This is a genomic window from Pseudoalteromonas sp. SR43-2 (assembly GCF_014163885.1).
Lineage (GTDB): Bacteria > Pseudomonadota > Gammaproteobacteria > Enterobacterales > Alteromonadaceae > Pseudoalteromonas > Pseudoalteromonas distincta.
In genome coordinates, this window is the sequence record NZ_JACJED010000003.1 from 274,504 (window position 1) to 293,752 (window position 19,249).

At 39.5% G+C, this 19,249-nt stretch carries 17 protein-coding genes; 6 read left to right on the forward strand and 11 right to left on the reverse strand.

Annotated features, from left to right (window positions below; all coding sequences use genetic code 11):
* The first annotated feature begins 14 nt into the window (after nt 1–14).
* Together H5120_RS04175 and H5120_RS04180 are read left to right on the forward strand one after the other, a co-directional pair.
* Nucleotides 15–2,411: a TonB-dependent siderophore receptor gene (locus tag H5120_RS04175; RefSeq protein WP_024596984.1), complete on the forward strand. Its 2,397-nt coding sequence runs from the start codon at nt 15–17 to the stop codon at nt 2,409–2,411.
* 113 nt (nt 2,412–2,524) lie between these two features.
* A complete protein-coding gene (locus tag H5120_RS04180; protein WP_182673693.1) occupies nt 2,525–3,472 on the forward strand; it encodes a carbohydrate kinase in 948 nt (315 codons plus the stop codon).
* 45 nt (nt 3,473–3,517) lie between these two features.
* Here the strand turns inward: H5120_RS04180 and H5120_RS04185 are convergent, their stop codons facing one another.
* The 3 genes from H5120_RS04185 to H5120_RS04195 all read right to left on the reverse strand — a co-directional run bounded on the left by H5120_RS04185 (nt 3,518) and on the right by H5120_RS04195 (nt 5,559).
* Complete coding sequence (locus H5120_RS04185; RefSeq protein ID WP_149603532.1) at nt 3,518–3,907, reverse strand: nuclear transport factor 2 family protein; 390 nt, start codon at nt 3,905–3,907, stop codon at nt 3,518–3,520.
* An 82-nt stretch (nt 3,908–3,989) separates the two neighbouring features.
* A complete protein-coding gene (locus tag H5120_RS04190) occupies nt 3,990–4,640 on the reverse strand; it encodes a DsbA family protein (RefSeq protein WP_182673694.1) in 651 nt (216 codons plus the stop codon).
* Between the two features lie 40 nt (nt 4,641–4,680).
* On the reverse strand, nt 4,681–5,559 hold the full coding sequence (locus tag H5120_RS04195) for an MBL fold metallo-hydrolase (RefSeq protein ID WP_182671991.1): 879 nt from the start codon (nt 5,557–5,559) through the stop codon (nt 4,681–4,683).
* Nucleotides 5,560–5,678: 119 nt separating this feature from the next.
* On the opposite strand from H5120_RS04195, the gene H5120_RS04200 reads away from it, so the two are divergent.
* Nucleotides 5,679–6,566, forward strand: a complete 888-nt coding sequence (locus H5120_RS04200) for a LysR family transcriptional regulator (RefSeq protein WP_138490298.1) — start codon at nt 5,679–5,681, stop codon at nt 6,564–6,566.
* 95 nt (nt 6,567–6,661) lie between these two features.
* On the opposite strand, the gene H5120_RS04205 is transcribed toward H5120_RS04200, so the two are convergent.
* The 3 genes from H5120_RS04205 to H5120_RS04215 form a co-directional block, all read right to left on the reverse strand.
* Nucleotides 6,662–7,042: an STAS/SEC14 domain-containing protein gene (locus tag H5120_RS04205; protein WP_002960091.1), complete on the reverse strand. Its 381-nt coding sequence runs from the start codon at nt 7,040–7,042 to the stop codon at nt 6,662–6,664.
* A gap of 121 nt (nt 7,043–7,163) precedes the next feature.
* Nucleotides 7,164–7,856: a cupin domain-containing protein gene (locus H5120_RS04210; RefSeq protein WP_182673695.1), complete on the reverse strand. Its 693-nt coding sequence runs from the start codon at nt 7,854–7,856 to the stop codon at nt 7,164–7,166.
* Between the two features lie 49 nt (nt 7,857–7,905).
* A complete protein-coding gene (locus tag H5120_RS04215; RefSeq protein ID WP_182673696.1) occupies nt 7,906–8,526 on the reverse strand; it encodes a glutathione S-transferase family protein in 621 nt (206 codons plus the stop codon).
* 389 nt (nt 8,527–8,915) lie between these two features.
* Between H5120_RS04215 and H5120_RS04220 the strand changes: the two genes are divergently transcribed.
* Nucleotides 8,916–9,434 (forward strand): TetR/AcrR family transcriptional regulator, encoded by a 519-nt coding sequence (locus H5120_RS04220; RefSeq protein ID WP_182673697.1) that lies wholly within the window; start codon nt 8,916–8,918, stop codon nt 9,432–9,434.
* Between the two features lie 84 nt (nt 9,435–9,518).
* Here H5120_RS04220 and H5120_RS04225 read toward each other — a convergent pair whose 3' ends face one another.
* The 5 genes from H5120_RS04225 to H5120_RS04245 form a co-directional block, all read right to left on the reverse strand.
* Nucleotides 9,519–10,988 (reverse strand): carbon starvation protein A, encoded by a 1,470-nt coding sequence (locus tag H5120_RS04225; RefSeq protein ID WP_182673698.1) that lies wholly within the window; start codon nt 10,986–10,988, stop codon nt 9,519–9,521.
* A gap of 259 nt (nt 10,989–11,247) precedes the next feature.
* On the reverse strand, nt 11,248–12,165 hold the full coding sequence (locus tag H5120_RS04230) for a carbohydrate kinase (RefSeq protein ID WP_182671987.1): 918 nt from the start codon (nt 12,163–12,165) through the stop codon (nt 11,248–11,250).
* A gap of 2 nt (nt 12,166–12,167) precedes the next feature.
* Nucleotides 12,168–13,691 (reverse strand): mannitol dehydrogenase family protein, encoded by a 1,524-nt coding sequence (locus tag H5120_RS04235; protein WP_182673699.1) that lies wholly within the window; start codon nt 13,689–13,691, stop codon nt 12,168–12,170.
* A 47-nt stretch (nt 13,692–13,738) separates the two neighbouring features.
* Complete coding sequence (locus tag H5120_RS04240; protein WP_182673700.1) at nt 13,739–15,460, reverse strand: cytosine permease; 1,722 nt, start codon at nt 15,458–15,460, stop codon at nt 13,739–13,741.
* A 372-nt stretch (nt 15,461–15,832) separates the two neighbouring features.
* Nucleotides 15,833–16,507, reverse strand: coding sequence for an HAD family phosphatase (locus H5120_RS04245; RefSeq protein ID WP_182673701.1), 675 nt, complete (start codon nt 16,505–16,507; stop codon nt 15,833–15,835).
* Nucleotides 16,508–16,934: 427 nt separating this feature from the next.
* Between H5120_RS04245 and H5120_RS04250 the strand changes: the two genes are divergently transcribed.
* Entirely contained in the window at nt 16,935–18,461 is a 1,527-nt protein-coding gene (locus H5120_RS04250; RefSeq protein ID WP_039488381.1) for a catalase, read from the forward strand.
* 99 nt (nt 18,462–18,560) lie between these two features.
* Complete coding sequence (locus H5120_RS04255) at nt 18,561–19,076, forward strand: ankyrin repeat domain-containing protein (RefSeq protein ID WP_149603526.1); 516 nt, start codon at nt 18,561–18,563, stop codon at nt 19,074–19,076.
* The last annotated feature ends 173 nt before the right edge of the window (nt 19,077–19,249 follow it).

The following is a 19,249-nucleotide window of genomic DNA, read 5'->3' on the forward strand; positions in this document are numbered from 1 at the left end:
AACGAGGCGTTCACATGACTACACACAATACACCTTTATATTTAATCAGCGCTTTAGCACTTGCCGTAAGTCAAGGCGTTAACGCACAAGAAACAGACCAAGCAACACCTGAAGCATCACAAAACAAAGGTCTTGAAACAATAGTTGTAACCGGCGTACCACGCCGAACAACAATCATGGCTTCAAGCGTATCAGTTAGTAGCGTATCACTTGAACAAGTTCAGGTGTCTACTCCTCGCTCAACAGCCGAGGCTTTTAGAATCATCCCTGGTATTCGTGCAGAATCTACAGGTGGCGAAGGCAATGCAAATATTGCTGTTCGTGGCCTGCCAGTTGCTTCGGGCGGTGCAAAATTTTTACAATTACAAGAAGATGGTTTACCTGTACTGCAATACGGTGATATCGCTTTTGGTAATTCAGATATTTTTATGCGATTAGATAACACTGTGCAAACTATCGAATCGATTCGTGGTGGCTCAGCATCTACTGCAGCAAGTAATGCACCTGGTGGCATTATTAACTTTATCTCTAAAAATGGCGAAAACGAATCTGGCAGTGTATCTACAACACTTGGCTTAGATTACGACAGCGTTCGTACAGACTTTGAATACGGCACTTACTTAACCGATAGCGTGCGTTTTCATGTTGGTGGCTTTGTTCGACAAGGCGAAGGCCCGCGCGAAACAGGTTACACGTCTAATAAAGGTGGCCAAATAAAAGCTAATCTTACTAAAGATTTCGACAACGGTTACGTTCGCCTTTATTACAAACACTTAGACGATAAGAGTGTTGGCTACCTTCCTATGCCAATGTACTCAAATGGTGACTCTATTGCTGGCTTTGATGCGCAATCAGACACACCTCACTCAGCATTATTTACTAAAACAGTGCGTTTAAATGGTGAAAACCAAATCAGCAGCGGCGATATTCGCGATGGTATGAATCCAAAAGTTGACTCTGTTGGGTTTGAAGCTGTATTTGATTTAGATAACGATTGGCGTATCGAAAACCGTTTTCGTAAATCATCAATAAGCGGCAACTTTAACTCGCTTATTCCTGCTGAGGTTGGCAGCGCATCATCTATTGCACAGAGCATTGGTGGTGTAGGCGCAACACTCAGTAACGCAAACACGGGCGCTGCATTTAACGACGACCTCGCTATGCGAATTCATACCTTTGACGTAACAATGAACGACTTCGATTCATTAGTTAACGACTTTAAACTAACTAAATCGTTTGATGATGACACCAGCATTACTTTTGGTTATTACGCGTCAACACAAAACATTGCTATGTCGTGGTTATGGAATTCATACCTTATGGAGCTTAAAGGCGACAATGCAGCATTATTAAATGTTACTGCAGCTGACGGTACTGAGTTTTCGGAAAATGGTTTATATGCATATGGCACACCTTACTGGGGAAACTGTTGCCAACGTGATTACGACACAGAGTACGACACCCGTGCACCATACGTTGCATTCTCTACTAAATTAGGCGACGTAAGCATTGATGCAAGTGCCCGTTACGACAGTGGCGAAGCTCGCGGTAACTATGCAGGTGCTGTAACATCAACTGTAGATATGAACCGCGACGGTGAAATATCAATCCCGGAACAAAACGTTGCAGGTATTGATACTGCCAACGCCAGCCCAGTAAATTACGACTGGAACTATTCTTCTTATTCAATTGGTGCTAATTATCAAATTGATCCAAGCCTTGCTACGTTTGCACGTATTAGTAAAGGTGGGCGTGCAAATGCTGACCGTCTTTTATTTGGTAAAGTACGCGCCGACGGCTCTGTTGCAAAAGAAGACGCTGTTGATGAAGTAAACCAGTTTGAGTTTGGTGTTAAAAAGCGCTTTGATTCATTATCAGTGTTTGCTACTGCGTTTTTTGCCGAAACTGAAGAGCAAAATTTTGAAGCAACATCACAAACGTTTTTTGACCGTGAATACGAAGCAAAAGGGATTGAAATAGAATCTACTTACTTTATTGATGCATGGGATTTTCGCGGTAATTTAACCTGGACCGATGCAGAAATAGCAAAAGATGCGCTTAACCCAGATGTTGTAGGTAATACACCACGTCGTCAAGCCGATTTAATTTACTCATTAATGGCACGTTACAACTATGAAAAAGGCGCTGCAGGGGTAAGTTTCATTGGTACTACCGATGCATACGCTCAAGATAATAACGATCTACAATTTGACGGCTACACACAGGTAAATGGCTTTGTAAGCTATGACTTATCTGAAAACCTTAATATTGCGCTTAATGTGAATAACCTATTTGATACAGTAGGTATTACAGAAGCAGAAGAAGGTTCAGTACCTGAAAATAACATTATTCGTGCCCGTACTATTAACGGCCGCACAACATCGGTAACTTTAAAGTACGCTTTTAACTAAATGTGTGTATTGCGCTGCGGTGAGTAGTCACTGTAGCGCCTTTTAAAGTATGAATAAATAACACCCTTCACGTTTTTTAGCCTAGCCTTGCTAGGCTTTTTAGGATATTCCAAATGACTAAACTCCTGTGCTTAGGCGAGCTATTAATTGATATGCTGCCACAAGATGCTAATAACTCAGCCTATTTACCTATACCAGGTGGCGCGCCTGCCAATGTAGCTGTTGGCTACGCAAAACTTGGCGCAGAGGCTGCATTTTGTGGAGGTAAAGGGGACGATCATTTCGCCAATCAATTAAGTAATGCATTAGCGCAATACAATGTAAATACAGACTATTTATTTACCATTGCAGGCTCACAAACCGCCATGGTTATAGTAAGCCTTGATGAAACCGGCGAGCGTAGTTTTGGCTTTTATCGCCATAATACAGCCGATGTACTATTAACCCAGGCGCATTTAGCGCATATAAATTGGCAAGAAATAAGCACACTACACTTTTGTTCAAACACATTAACCGAATCAGCAATTGCCAACACAACGGTTAAAGCGCTAGAACTTGCAAAAGCGAATAATAAGCTCGTCAGTTTTGATGTGAATTTACGCTACAGCTTGTGGGAAAACACAAACGATATAGCAAGCAATGTAAAAGCCTGTTACACCTATTGTGACATAGTAAAACTCTCGCGTGATGAGCTTAATTTTTTAGCTCAGCATAGCGATACAACGAGCGATGATTACATTCAAATGCTATTAAATACCGGAGTAAAACTGGTGTTTTTAACCGATGGACCAGAGCCTGCCACGGTTTACCACAGCGCATTTACACTTAACGAATCGGCACCAAAAATAAACGCCGTAGATACAACAAGCGCAGGTGATGCATTTATAGCGGGGGTTTTATACTACTTAAATAACTTAGGAAGTGATTTACCACTAGCAGATAAACTAAATGATAAAGCGAGCGTAAAAGGCACTCTGAACTTTGCTCTTAAATGTGGCTCTAAAGCGTGTTTAGCTAAAGGGGCATTTCCGGCATTACCTGTGCTGGCTGATGTACTTTAATAGGCCTAATGTTTTTTAAGTTCAAATATATGCAGTAACGCGTAGTTACTGCATAGCATCAAACACCATTTTACTATCTACTATTTGTTCAAAGTGCGTTATTTTTTGATTTTTAAGCTGCCAAATATGCGCGACCCTAGCTTGCATTTTTTTACCCGTTTTAATATAAGTACCAGAGTACGTGCCATACACTACAACAGTATCATCTTGGGATAAGTAGTTTTGTGGCGTAAACGTGTAGTTATACCACTCGCTTGCAAGCTTTTGAAAAACATGTTCAGTAATGTCATTCATACCATGGTATGTACCAGCATAAGCAAAACCGTCAGCCTCTTTCCAAGTAATAGTATCACTTGCATGAGCAACTAAATTTTGCCCATTCTCTTGTGATGTTTTGCCTTCATACGTACTTTTAATTATGTCTATGTTGTTCATTTTTGCACACCCTTGCACTATAAAAAGGAAGCTCAATAAAGCTGTAATATAAACAGCTTTATTATTTAGAAATTTCATCACACTATACTAGCGCAACTGATTGCTGTAAGTAGGTAACCCACTGCTCAGTTTTTCCATAATAATGGGCTATATCGGCTTTTTGCCACTTACCTGTGTTAAATTCAAATGCTGCACTAGGAAAACCTTGCCCATGAATATTGTGCAATAAGCCTCGGCTTTGTGCTATATGTTGATCTGTTGCACCGCCTTCTAGCGCATTAAAGTGGGTTTCAAATAAGGCCTTGTTTAAACCCAGCTCCAATGCAATATCAGTCAGTACATGCAGCTGCATAATGTTTTTACCCTGAGCATAATAAGCATGTTGAATACTATTAAGCATTTCCCCACCTGATATACCAAGCTTTTGCGCTGCCAATATAGCGGTAATAGCCGGAGCCGAGTTGAGTATAATATCGTTGGTTTTTAAAAGCCCATCAGTATAGTTACTACCAAATACCTGACCGGTTTTCTTCGCTATGACACTGTCGTTTTTAAGTGCAAATTCACGCCATGCAGGAGTCACTAATTTTACATTATCACCTGTTAGCATGCCTCCACTGTGTACTTTTACAATTAAACCATCAATATTTTCAGCAGCGGTGATCAAGGGCACGCTGCCGTAAGTCCAACCACATAAAGGGTCAACAATTATATGTAACGTTACGTTTTTCATTAATATTTCCTATCTAAATAATTGCTTAATGCAAGGGCACTTAGTGCCATTGCATCTCACCCATAACCACTTTTGAGCCCAACTCTAAAATGCTTCTTGCGCCTAAATCAGGGTAAGCTTGAGTCATTATCTCTACAAATTCAGTTGAGTTTTTTGCATTTTTTGCAGCGCTATCCGCTTTATTTAAGTATCCTTTCATGAATGACACACCAGAAAGGTCTTGTTTACTGCCCTGTAAAAAATGACCTGGAATAACAGTCTGTGGTTTTAAATTCTCGATGTTATCTAATGTTGACTGCCAAGTTTGACGCTCTGCAGCAGTGCTCGAATCGGCCAACCACACATGCATTTGATCAAATACTACAACCCCACCCAGCACTGTTTTTATAGAAGGGATCCAAAGGTAAGTATGCTTTGGATCATGCTGTAAATTTTTAATAATAATTTCTTTCCCATCTATAGTTAGGCTATTTGATAGCATTACTTCTGGCAAAATAAGTTCTTTAGGTGCATTGCTCTTTAAAATAGGCCCCCAATAATTTAACTTTCCTTGCATTGAGCGTTTAATATTCTCTACTGTTGATTTAGTCGCTAATAACTTTGCTTTTGGAAAAGCAGCTTTAATTACATCTAAACCAAAGTAAAAATCAGGGTCGCTGTGACTAATATAAACAGCTGTTAATGTTTTACCGCTCGCTTTTATTTTTTCAACCAATGCTTGTGCATCATTACGCTGAAATTGGGCATCCACTAATAACACTTCGTTATCACCACTTATAATGCTTGATGAAACAGCAAAAATACTTTTGTCTTGTGGGTTATATACATCAACATCTAATTCACTTTGCGCTAATACCGGTTGCATTAATGTACTTGCTAATAAAGCTGTTGCTGCTAATACGTGTTTAACTTTTTTCATTCTCAGTAGCCTGTTTGTTATTTCGTTAAGATGAGGCTATTGTATGTTGCAATTTAAGAATGAAAAACTAGGCAGAATGCAACTATCTGTTGCATAAATCGAACATATAGGCAAAGTGAATGGATAGAATTATTGCAGCTGATGTATTTATAAAAATTGTAGAGCAGAAAAGTCTAGCCGGTGCTGCCCGTGCTTTAGATATGTCTAGATCTATGGTTACACGGTATTTGAATCAAATGGAAAAGTGGGCAAATACCCAACTACTCCATCGGTCAACAAGAAAAATAACACTCACGTCAGAGGGTGAAAAAGTACTTAATCATAGCCGAGAGCTCATTGCCATCGCCCAAAACATCAGTGCGCCAATAGAAAGTAATAACAGATTAAACGGGCAAATTAGGTTGTCGTGCTCGCCTTTTTTAGCACATGATGTACTACCAGATATGTTGCAACAATTCTTACACGCTCATCCCGAAGTCAGTATTGATGTACAAATTAGTAATCACGTTACAAATTTGGTAGAAGAGCGAATAGATTTAGCAATTAGAATTACCAATGACTTAGATCCTAATATAATTGCTCGCCCACTTGGGAAATGCCATTCAGTATTATGTGCAAGCCCAGAATATTTAGAAAAAAACTCTAAGCCTATAACTACGGATGATTTGAGTCGCCATAACTGTTTAAACTATTCACGGTTTGAAAAAAGTATGTGGCATTTTTCACACCCTGAAAAACCCGTATCTGTAGCGATTGCTGGTAACTTCAGTGCTAATGATTCGAGCTTACTGTTAAAAGCTGCTCTTAATAATCAAGGAATAACTCTACAACCTAAGTTTGCTGCGCAGAAATATATAAATAATGGAAAGTTAATACATTTACTACCACACCTTAAACCACAAACTTTGAGCATATACGGTATTTACCGCTCCAGGAAACATCAGTCTCTTGCACTTCGTTCATTTATTGATAGCTTAGTAACGTATTTTGATAAGATTGATACTTAACAATAAGCGAAAACTATTAAACGTTCGCTATAAGTCCTTTATTTGAGAGTTGAAATAGCGCTTTGTAAGCGCTATTTTTTGAAAGAAGGGATTTATTATTCGTCTAACCAATCTATGGCAGCGGTAGCATTTTCAAAGTATTGAACCTCACCCGATATAAACCAGTTACCTATTTTTGCCATTCGAGCTTGCCACTCTTTATTACCGTAAATAGCTACTTTTTTAAATTCTTTAGAGTGTTTAACACCTAACTTTAAGTCATCCCACGCTGCACGTAATTCCCAACCTTCAAGTTCACTACCGTCTATTAATGCATTCACCACTGGGTGCTTAACTTCGCCAAGAGCTGAGTTTATCATTGGGGTAATTATTTTGTAGTCGTCGTGAGTAAGCGTACCAACGGCTTTAAGTTTTAAAAAAAACTCTCTTCCGGCACGTTCAAGACCAATAGATAAACCATGTGTTGTGTGTACCATTACTGCTCTCCTTAAATAGGCTGAGTGGTAAAAGTACACCTTCTAAAATTAATTAGTCCTGAACTAAATCAATAAATAGTCTTGAACTAAATTAATAAATAATCTCAAATAAACGACTCAATCACGCATTTTGTACGCGAGATATCTGGTTTTCTACATCATTTAAATGACCCGTTTTAAGCCATACTTTTGCACCATTACTCCCCGCTTTAACGTTAACGGAGCTATTAATAGGCACTCTTAACCAACTGTTTTTTACAAGGGTATCGGCTTGCTCATCAAATGAGCCTTCAAGTACTAGCAGCTCAGCTCCGCCTTTTGCGTTTATAACCATGCAGGCGTTGGGCTTAAAGTGCAACAAGCTTACCTCTTCAAAGTCGTCTTTGTATAAAGGGGTTACGGCAACATTTTTAAAACTAGGATGCACCGTACTTTGCATCAAGTTTGTTTGTAAACGCACGTGGGTTCGATCATCTGGCTGAAACTGCCATAACTTTACAAATATAACGCAGCCATTTTCAGACCCCGGCTTATGCTTTGATTGCGGTGGATTACGGATATAAGAACCTGCCGCAAAGTCACCATGCTCATCTTGAAATACCCCTTCAAGCACAACAAACTCTTCACCGCCTGTATGTACATGCGGCGAAAATTCACTGCCAGGTGCATAACGAACAATGGTCGTTGCGCGAGCAACTTCGTCGCCCACTCTATCGAGCGCTCGCCTATCAACGCCCGCCATCGGCGATGCAACCCACGGGAGGGATTCGCTATGTACCACAACTCGTTTACTAAAATCGGCAGCTATTTTCATATTTGGCTCCTAAGCGTAACTTCACTTAAATTTTAAACTAATAACCTAATTAAGCCGCAACACTTGGGCGTTTTGCTACTTTTTCTTGCCATGCAACTAAATGGGTTAACTCATTCGGGATTGCTATTTGTGCAAATCCAGCAAATACCATCCCAGCATACAATGTAATATCAGCAATACTAAACTGCTCGCCGCCAACAAACGCCGATTGCGCTAGTACATCATTAAAATAGCTAAACCCTTGGCGCGCTTTTTCGCCTTGTTTTTCACCCCAAGCCACATTTTGATATGTTTCAAGTTCAGGACCTAAGCCATCAGTTGCATGATGAAAGTAAGTTGCCACAGCGTCAAGCACCATAGATTCTGCACGCTTTTGCATCATGTTAATTACTGCACGCTCTTTTGCGGTTTCACCCATTAAAGATGGGCCTTCAAATGCGGTATCAATATACTCAGTAATAGCGGTACTTTCTGATATAAACGTGCCGTCATCTAGCTCTAATACGGGTACACCTGCTAAGGGGTTTTTAGCTAAAAAGGCTTTTGTTCTGTGTTCACCATTTAATAAATCAACAGGTACAAACTCAACATTTGAAGTGGCATTTTTTTCAGCTAAAGCGATACGAACACGAAGTGGATTTGGAAAGTTTTCTACATCATAAATTTTCATAGCAATCTCTATCTTTATTGTTTAGAAGTGGATTAACGGCGTAACCTACCTACCGATAGGTAATTTATAATGTTAAACTAAATTTAAGTCAACGTTTAAATTTTTCTGATTTATGGGATTTAACTTAATTCATAATAAAATTAGGGGGTTGCTTAATAGTAAAACGCTTGTAAATAACTACCTACTGGTCGATAATTTTGCTGTACCATTTGCATTAAATAAGTGATCCATTATTACGCTAAGAATATAGCGCAATGAAAAAGACGAAAATTATGACATGCAGTTGTTCTGTATGAATAATTTTTAACGCAGTTAGTGTGTTATTTAATGCGATACAATGATCATGTTTTTAATAAAACTGGTATTACTGCAGATAGGAAATATTAAAAATGAGTAAAAAAGAAGCTTTATTAAAAGCCGCTGAAAACAAGGTGCGACTTGGCGGGTACAGTAATTTTAGTTTTAGAGAGCTAGCCTGCGAAGTCGGCATTAAAAGCGCCAGTGTGCACTATCACTTTCCGACTAAGGCCGATTTAGGTGCAGAGCTTGCTCATCAATATACTAATTCTTTTTTAGCAGCGTTAGGCGAGCCAAGCGAACTTAAAGCAAGCGGTAAAAATCCTATTGATGTGTACACTCAGCTTTTTAGACGTGCATTAGTAACCGATAAAAAAATGTGTTTATGCGGGTTGCTAGGAGCCGAAAGCGATAGCCTTCCAGATAAAGTACGCCTTGAAGTAAAGCGCTTTTTTAATCAAAACTTAATATGGCTTAGCGCTGCACACTTAACTAATGGTGAGCCTAACCCCGCTCAAGCAGCTATTCAAACAGTGAGCCTGCTTGAGGGCGCTATGATGATAAGCAAAACGCTCGATGATAATAGTTACTTTGAACTTGCAACTCAGTAATACCTAAATTTAGTACACAAAAAAAGCGAGCTATTGATAATCAATAACTCGCTTTTTTAATGCTTGAAATAACTTATGTGATTATTAAACCGCTGTTGGTTTAACTTTATGCTTAGAGTGCACAATAGCTAAAACAATTAAGCCAATCACTGTTACTACAGCGCCAATAGGTTTACCTAAATCGCTTGATAAGTTAAGACCAATTGCTGCAGTGCCAATATAAGAAACCGTTACCGCTGTTGCTATAACAGCAGGAACACTGGCAATCCAATGGAATGTACCACGGTCAAACAAGTACTTAGTGGCAAGCCATAATACGCTTGTAGAAAGCAGCATGTTTGAAAATGCAAAGTAGCGCCAAATTAATGAGAAATCGAGCTTCGTCATAAAGTACGCTATAGCAAGTATAGGCACCGCCACTAGTAAGCGATTACGTATGCTTTGCGGAATATTAAACGCATCAACAACAGTTAAACGTAATGAGCGGAACGCTGTATCACCAGAAGTAATTGGGAATACGGCTACTGCAATAATTGCCATTATACCGCCAAATACGCCTAAGTAACTGTTAGCTACATGGTTAACAACTAAGCCTGGACCACCTTGGTCAAGCAATGCTTTTAAGCCCGCGTAACCATCTGGGAACGCTGCAATACCAGCAAGTGCCCATACACAACCTACAATACCTTCACACATCATAGCGCCGTAATAAACTGGACGTACGTATTTTTCGTTAGTTAAACAACGCGCAATAATAGGCGCTTGAGTAGAGTGAAAACCACTAATAGCACCACAGGTAATTGTTATAAATAACAGTGGCCATGTTGGTAATCCATCTGGGTTTGGCTCTAAAAAGTCATGTGCGTGGTCAGCTTCAAAGTAAGCTAAAAAGTCACTTGGTACCGGTAAGTGCGGCGCATTAATAAGTAATGAAATAGCAATTGCCACCGTCATTACAATCATTAGCGCACCAAAAATTGGGTAAAACTTAGTGATAATTTTATCAATTGGTAGCAAGGTCGCTAAAAAGTAATACGCTAAAATAGCAAGTACCCAAAAGGTGTTATTTGCCAGTATTGTACCTTCAAAAAAATCAAGGTTACTTAGCAAACCTGCAGGGCTCATAATAAATACTACACCTACAAAAAACAGTAGCATGGCAGTAAATACAAGCATAAAGCCTTTAAATACGACGTTATAATAATGGCCTGCGATTTCTGGTAGGCTTTTACCGTCTTCTTTTATACTCATTACACCTGAGAAGAAGTCGTGTACAGCGCCACCTAAAACATTACCAAGTACAATCCATACTAGTGCAACGGGTCCGTATAAAGCACCTAAAATCGGGCCAAATATTGGGCCTACGCCAGCAATGTTTAAAAACTGAATTAAAAATGCTCTTACAGGGTGAATAGCTACGTAATCAACACCTTCGCTAAAGCGTTTTTGTGGTGTGTCAGCAGTTGAATCCAAACCGGCTTGTTTTTCAACAAATGGGCTGTAAAACTTATAGCCCAGTATTAAAATAGTGAGGCAGATAAAAAAGATGATCATATAGCACGTTTCTCTTTTTGTATTTTAGTTATAGAGCGCATTGTGTGTCGCCCCGCCTTTTCAATCCGTGAATAATCGACGAACGATAACAAAGCTTTAACCCTCAAACAATAAGACGTTTAGCTAATACAATAATCGATATAAGCCACTATTTATGCAACCTGCGCACTTAACACTCACTTATCGCCTATGTCTTATTTTAGGCACAAAAAAAGCGGTTAAACTTTTACGTATAACCGCTTTCACACACAATGTTTTTTTAAAGTGGGTTCATAAACTCACTAATTTGTTGATGCGTTAAAGTAGGTGTTGCACCAGAACTTTCGGCGACCATTGCTCCAACGGCACATGCAAAGTCAACGGCATATTGCGCGTCGTCGTTGCTACAAAGCTGATAAATTAACGAACCTAAAAACGAATCCCCTGCGCCAACAGTGTCAATTACACTAATTAAATAACCTGAATTATAAAAATTCTCGCCCTTGATTGTTAATAAAGCACCGTGGCTACCTTTGGTTACACATAAGTAATCGGTATTTGTTTGCTGTGCTATAAACGCTAAATTTTGTTCAAGCGAATGAAACTTACAACCCATCGCTTTTGCAATTTCGTATAGCTCTTCATCGTTTAACTTAATAAAGTCTGCTTTATTCATTAAATCTACAAGTGTTTCTAGCTTGTAATGCGGTGCACGTAGATTTACGTCAAATACTTTAAAGTTTGCTACATCAACTAGTTGATTTAACGTTGCTAAAGACGCTTCGCTTCGCCCAATTAGGCTGCCAAATACAAATACATCGCTACTTTTAACTTTACTAAGCAACTCATCTGTAAGCGCTATATTATCCCACGCAGTGTCTGCCACTATTTCATAACTTGCAGAGCCACCACTGGCGAGCGTTACCTCAACCGTGCTAGTTTTTTTGTCACTATTAATAGCAATGTATTCGCAGCTTACGCCTTTGCTAGTAATTTCGCCTAGTAACTCAGCGCCTAACTCGTCGTTACCAACAGCGCTGATCATGTCGGCTTTAATGCCAAGTGAGTTAATACGCACACACATGTTAAGTGGCGCGCCACCTAAGCGTTTACCTGAATCAAAACAATCCCACAGTACTTCGCCAAAACAGCTAACACTTACGTTTTCGCCTGATTTATGATTAATTAAAATGCTCATAATTAGTTACTCTTTTGATCAAGTACAGCCTGCATAATGGCTTTAATTTTACTATTAGGTGCATACAGCGCAGCAACCGACTTTTTATACTCAGCAGTAAACGTTTCGTTATGCTCAAGTTTACCAAACAAGCTCGTTAACTTTAAAAATGCAATCGGGCTAGTTTGAGTCTCTTGCGCGTAAGAATTAAGCTCTTTGTGCATCGCATCTTGAATTTCAAGTTGCTCGCCGTTTTCACTTAAACCTTTATCGCTGTATAAACACCAAGTAGCAATAACAAGCGTTGCCAGTGATACATCTCGACCTTGTACTAGGTTTTCGTTAATTGTGGCAATTAAAAACTTAGGCAATTTAGCTGAGCTTTCACTACAGATACGCGCTAGGCTGTCTTTAATATTAGGATTAGCAAAACGCTCTATTAACGTATCTTTGTAGCTTTCAAGGTCAATGCCTTCAAGTGGTTCAAGATTTGGCGTTACTTCTTTATCCATAAAAGCACGTAGGTATGTGGCAAATAATTCATCCGATACCGTTTCATCAATAGTGCCATAGCCATGGATTGAACCTAATAAACCAAGTACAGAATGACCTGCATTAAGTAAACGTATTTTCATGGTCTCATAAGGCGTTACATCAGTAACAAACTGAGCACCAACAAAATCCCAATTTGGACGAGAGTCACTAAATGTGTCCTCTATTACCCATTGTGTAAACGACTCACAAGTAATTGGCCACTCGTCGCTAACACCATATGCATCAACCACGTAATCAATATCACTCTTTTTAGATACCGGTGTAATACGGTCAACCATCGCATTTGGAAACGATACGTTTTGCTCAATCCACTCACTTAGGTTTTTGTCTTGCTCTGTAGCAAAGGCTAAAAGCATTTTGCGTGTTACGTTACCGTTGTGCTGAATGTTATCGCACGACTGCACTGTAAATGCGCCTAAACCTTGCTCTTTACGCAGTTTTAACGCAGCAGTAATGTAACCAAACGCTGTAATTGGGTCGTTCGGGTTATTAATGTCGTTAATAATATCTGGATTACTGTAATCAAACTCGCCCGTTGCAGGGTTAAAGTTGTAGCCGCCTTCGGTAATAGTAAGCGACACAATTTTAGTATCGCTGTGCGCTAGCTTATTAATTACCGCTTGTTTGTCCTCTGGAGCAAACAAAAAGTCGATCATTGAACCAATTACTTTGTTATCTATTGTACCGTCTGGGTGTCTAACAGTAAGCGTATAAAGGTAATCTTGCTGCTTTAAAATATCACGCAGACCACGGTTACCCTCTAAAAGACCAACACCACATATGCCCCATTGCTCAGAGCCTGGGGTTTTTAAAAGCTCGTTAACATATACCGCTTGATGAGCACGATGAAAACCGCCCACGCCAATATGAACAATACCGGCTTTAACTGCGCTACGGTCGTAGGTTGGTGTATCAACATGGCTTGGTAATTGAGCCAAGCTTTGTTGGTTTAGCCCTGTAACTAGAGCGTCAGTGTGTTGATGTTGCGTCATGGTGCGACCTTACTAAACAAAAATAAAATATAAATTACGATACTGTATTACGATGCTGTATTGAGTACTTTATGGCGTTTTAACGACCAGTACGCAGTAACAAAATAAATAACAGTACAAATAAAACAGGCTATTTCGAATTGCGATTTATTAGCGCTGTACATACTCATAGTTTCACTGAAAAACATCACCTGGCTGGCAAATATAAAAATAATAATCAGTGAAACCGTAGAAACTGCATTAAGTACTTTGGTAAATATAGAGCTGTCAATTACTGGCTTTGGAATGTCTTTCGCTTCAGCAGCTTGATACTCTTTAATATCACGTTGCTCTTGCTCTTCTGCTGCAATCTCTTGTGTGTAATCTTCATCGGCTCCGTATTTTTTAGCTAATAGCGTGTAAATAACGATTGTGAAAATCCACGTAGGAATAAACAAGTAGTAAAACGACATTACATCAATAGCGTTTAAACCAAAGCCAAACACAAGCGCTAACGCCCAAGATGCTATAGCCGGTACGCTGCGGGTAATATTTTTATATTTAGCCCAGTAACGAGTTAAGCCAATTTTAGGAAATAACACATGCTCAGCAAATACAATGCCGCCTACTGGAACAACTAATAAGCCTGCGTAGGTAAGTAGCGGAAGCATTTGTGAAAATACAAACGGGAAACACGCAATAATTACGGTTACAACACCCACAATAGCGGTGGTGCGTTCACGTGATTGATTAACAAATATAGATTGCGCTGCAAGGCCTGCGCGGTAAAGGTTTGCGTTAGCTGTAGTCCAACCGGCAATAATTACAATAACAAAACCAGTCCAACCTAATGCATGGTATGCAACATCGCCCGGATCAAGTGATGAAATAGTTGTTTTAAGTAATACCGCAACACCTGCGCCCATAATACCGGCAGAGATCCACGCTAAGTAATGACCAAAAAACATGCCCACACCAGAAAATAAGCCATAGCTTTTGCGTTTAGCAAATCTAAAAATAGCCATGTCGATTAAACCAAAGTGAGTAATTGAGTTAGCAGCCCATGCAAAGCCAATCACTTCTAATAGGCCTATGCCCTTTTCACCATCGGCATTGGTGCCCGTCCATATGGAGGAGTCGCCTATGGTCATAAAGTCGCTAAAGCTAGTTAAAGAGGTAGAACCTAATACGTGATTTGAAAGCTCAGGAAATAACGCGAACGAGCCTGCAATAAATATAACAAATAGCCACGGCGCACACAGCTTTGAAAAGTCAGCAACCGTAGAAAAGCCATACATCGCAACAAATACAACAATAGAGCCAACAGCTAAAACAATGGCTACAAACCAAAAGCTATTTGGATACCAATCAAGTTGCGCAGGTATATCAAACAAAAACCGCACGGCGGTGGAGGATACCGTGATCATCGCGGCCGATATAACACTAAAAATAACCACGTTAGCCCAGTTATAGAGCTTGGTCATAGAGTTACCAGCAATTTTGTTTAAGTAGTTATATAAACTTAAGCGGGTTTCTACTGCAATGGGTGCAGTAATCAGCCACCAAGAACACATTGCTAACAGGTTACCTATTAATAAACCCAGTAGAATGTCGATGGTTGAAGCGCCTAATGCAACAAACGTTGCACCAATAACAAATTCAGTAGCCGCAACATGTTCGCCGGCGTATAGCCCTGCAAAATGCTTCCAGCCGTGAAGCTTATTATTAGCAACAGGAAGTTGCTCTTCGTTTACATCTTTAAATGTTTGTGTGTGTGGACTCGTTGCCATGGTATTTCCTATTGTTAACAGCAAAGCATTTGATACCAATCTGCATAACTATTTGAATAATTTAACGAGTTAAATTACCCCATAACGTCGTTAAAAATTTTATATTTAGAACAACTAGATATAAAAATTTTTGCCTAGTTACAATGCAATTTTCTTATCGTTAAATAAACCCCATATTCAAGCAGATTGGTATAGAACCTAAATACTTTGCCTTTTATAATTTGGCTTATAAACGCATGATGTTTTGCCACGTTTTGTTTTATTTTTAGTAAAGCAAAACCATCTACATTTATATTTTGCGTTTGCTTGCCTGTCAGTGTGTAAGGCGAGCAAATCACGTTAAAAACTTTGTTTATTTAAAAAGCTGCGTGTTTACTGCTTTTTAAGTGCAGGGTATGCACTTAAAAAATCTTGCCAATGCGTTAAATGATCAACATTTGGGTAAGCACTGTGTACATGATTAACAGAGCCTTGCATATGTTGCCCACCGCTGTAATGCAGTACTTGCATATTGGCGTCAATCCCTGCATTTACGCCGGCTTTACTGTCTTCAATTACTAAGCAATGCTCTGGCTTTACACCCATTTGCTTAGCTGCATGTAAAAATAAATCAGGCGCCGGTTTACCACGCTTAACTTCGCTGCTGGTAAAAACCGTATCGCTAAAGTACTTACTTAAACTCACTACGCTCAACGCTTTTGCGGTGCGTGCTGGGCTGCTGCTAGTAGCAATACAAATAGGCACAGCTAAATTGTTAAGTACGTCTTTTATACCGTCAGTCGTGGTTAGTCCGGTTTCAAATTCGTTTAATAGTGCCTCGCGGTAGTCACCTTCAAAGCTTTCAGGAAGAGTGACATTAAATGCATCCGCTATTTTTTGGCTTACTGTTTTAAAGTTGCAGCCTAAAAAGTGTTGCTGTACATAAGCGCGGTCAATCTCAACGCCTTTTTCAACAAGCATATTAATGAGTACTTGTGCGCTTAAAATTTCGCTATCAATAACAACGCCATCACAATCAAATATCACTAGCTCAATATTAGTATTCATCTTGTCACCTTATTAACACTGTTTGGTTTAGCTAATTTAAATATAACGAGTTAAGCGCGATTAATATTGTGCAACTTTTTAGTGCAACTCACCAATGAGCATAAGCTCACTGATTGAGCATATTCCCTTTATTGCGCGAATATGTCAACACACTGTAAGTATAAAACGCACCAGCTTGGTGAAAATACCGCCAGATAAAACTAAAAACCTTTGTATTTAATAAATTTTATAAAAGCATATTGCGACTAAGGTCGTAGTAAAAAAATTACATTAATGTAAAAAGTGTATCTGCAAATTCATTTCATCTGTTTTACAAATCACATCAATCTAATTAATCAGTTTTACCGAAGTTAATAAAGTTAATACTATCGTTAACAGATTAACAGCCTGCACCACTGCCGGCACTTTTAAATAGATGAGGTCGACAATGAATACTCAAATAAACAAAACAAAATTAACACTAACTGCACTGGCACTTGCAATGGCATTACCGGCAAGCGCAGCAACAACTCTTACTAAAGATAACGGCGCAGCTGTTGGCGACAACCAAAATTCAATTACTGCTGGCGAACGTGGCAGTGTATTACTAGAAGACGTGCAACTAATTCAAAAACTGCAACGCTTTGCACGTGAGCGTATTCCTGAGCGTGTTGTGCATGCTCGTGGTACTGGCGCACACGGTGTGTTTGTAGCATCAAAAGAGCTAGATGATTTAACAATTGCAGCACCGTTTGCACAAGCTGGTAAAGAAACAGACGTATTTGTTCGTTTTTCATCGGTAATTCACTCAAAAGGCAGCCCAGAAACACTGCGTGACCCACGTGGCTTTGCAACTAAGTTTTACACAGACCAAGGTAACTGGGATTTAGTAGGTAACAACTTACCGGTGTTCTTTATTCGCGATGCGATTAAATTTCCAGACATGGTTCACTCGTTAAAGCCATCACCGGTTGATAACATTCAAGATCCTAACCGTGTATTCGATTTTTTCTCGCACGAACCAGGTTCTACACAAATGCTAACGTGGGTTTACAGCGACTACGGTACACCAGCAAGTCTTCGTAAAATGGACGGTTGGGGTGTACATGCATACAAAATGATTAACAAATCGGGCGATGTTAAATACGTTAAGTTTCATTGGGTAAGCCAACAAGGTATTGATAACCTTGACGCAAAAGAAGTAGCTAAAGTGCAAAGCCAAGACTTCCAACACTTAACACGCGACCTTTACAGCGAAATTGGCAAAGGCAACTTCCCTAAGTGGGATCTGTACATTAAAACGCTTGATCCGTCGCAGCTTGATGACTTTGATTACAACCCATTAGATGCAACAAAAATGTGGTTAGACATTAAAGAAACTAAAGTAGGAACAATGACCCTAAACCGTATGCCAACTAACTTCTTCCAGTCTACAGAACAAGTAGCAATGGCACCGGCAAACATTATTCCAGGTATTGAGCCATCAGAAGACCGTTTATTACAAGGTCGTATGTTTTCTTACGCTGATACACAAATGTACCGCCTAGGTGCTAACCACCAGCAATTGCCAATTAACCGTGCAAAAGTTGAAGTGGTTAACTACAACCAAGACGGCGCAATGAATATTGGTAACACGACAAGCAATGTGAACTATCAGCCAAGCCAAGAAAACGTAGCTGAAAACCCAATTGCACGTAGAAGTAACACAGAGCTAAAAGGCTTTGTACAACAAGCCGCGATTAAAAAGCAGCAAAACTTCGCGCAAGCAGGTGTTATATACCGTGGTTTTAGCAAGCAAGAACGTACAAACCTAATTAATAACCTAGCAGGCGATTTAGGCAAAGTGCAAAACAGCAGTGTTAAACACAAAATGCTTAGTCACTTTTACAAAGCTGATAGCGAGTACGGTACACGCTTAACTAAAGCTGTAAACGGCGACCTTAAAATGGTTAAACAACTAGCCGCTAACTTATAAGCAACTAGTTAAAAGCAATTAGTCCCAACTAAATAGCTATTTAAACCACAACCATGAGGAAGGAATAAACCCCTTCCTCTTTTATAAGAGACAATTGTTATGCGTAATTTATTAATTATAGTCGCTCTATTTCTGAGCTTTACCAGTAGCGTTTACGCTCAAAATACATCAGATACACAAACACCCAGTACGCAAGGTGAAACCCAACATTCTGCAAAAACTCAATACGATAGCTTATTTGCTTATTACTTTGCCGCAGCACGCACAAACGACACAGCTGTAATAGAGCAATTTGTAGATGCCGGTATTCCTATCGACAGCTACAACAATAAAGGCTACACCGCGTTAATGATTGCTACTTACCATGGTAATAAAAACACGGTTAACACACTTTTACACTTAGGCGCTAATGCCTGTCTAGAAGATAACCGTGGCAACACAGCGCTAATGGCCGCTATTTTTAGAGGTGAATTTAGTATAGCTAAAACACTCGTATCACTTGATTGCGACAACGCGCATCAAAACAAAGCAGGTCAAACAGCCGAGCAATTTGCACAAACATTTGGTCAACAAAAAGTTATAGAGTTACTAGCGCAGGTAAATAATGCAAAATAATCTGCACGCAACAAAAAGCCCTAAAATAATAGGGCTTATTTTTAATAAATGTCTCGTCCTGAAATATGTTTACACATATAGGACTTATTATGACCAAGTCAAATAATACACCGATCAAACGAACACAACGAGATTATTCATTAGGCTTTAAATTACAAGTTGTCGACGCTGTA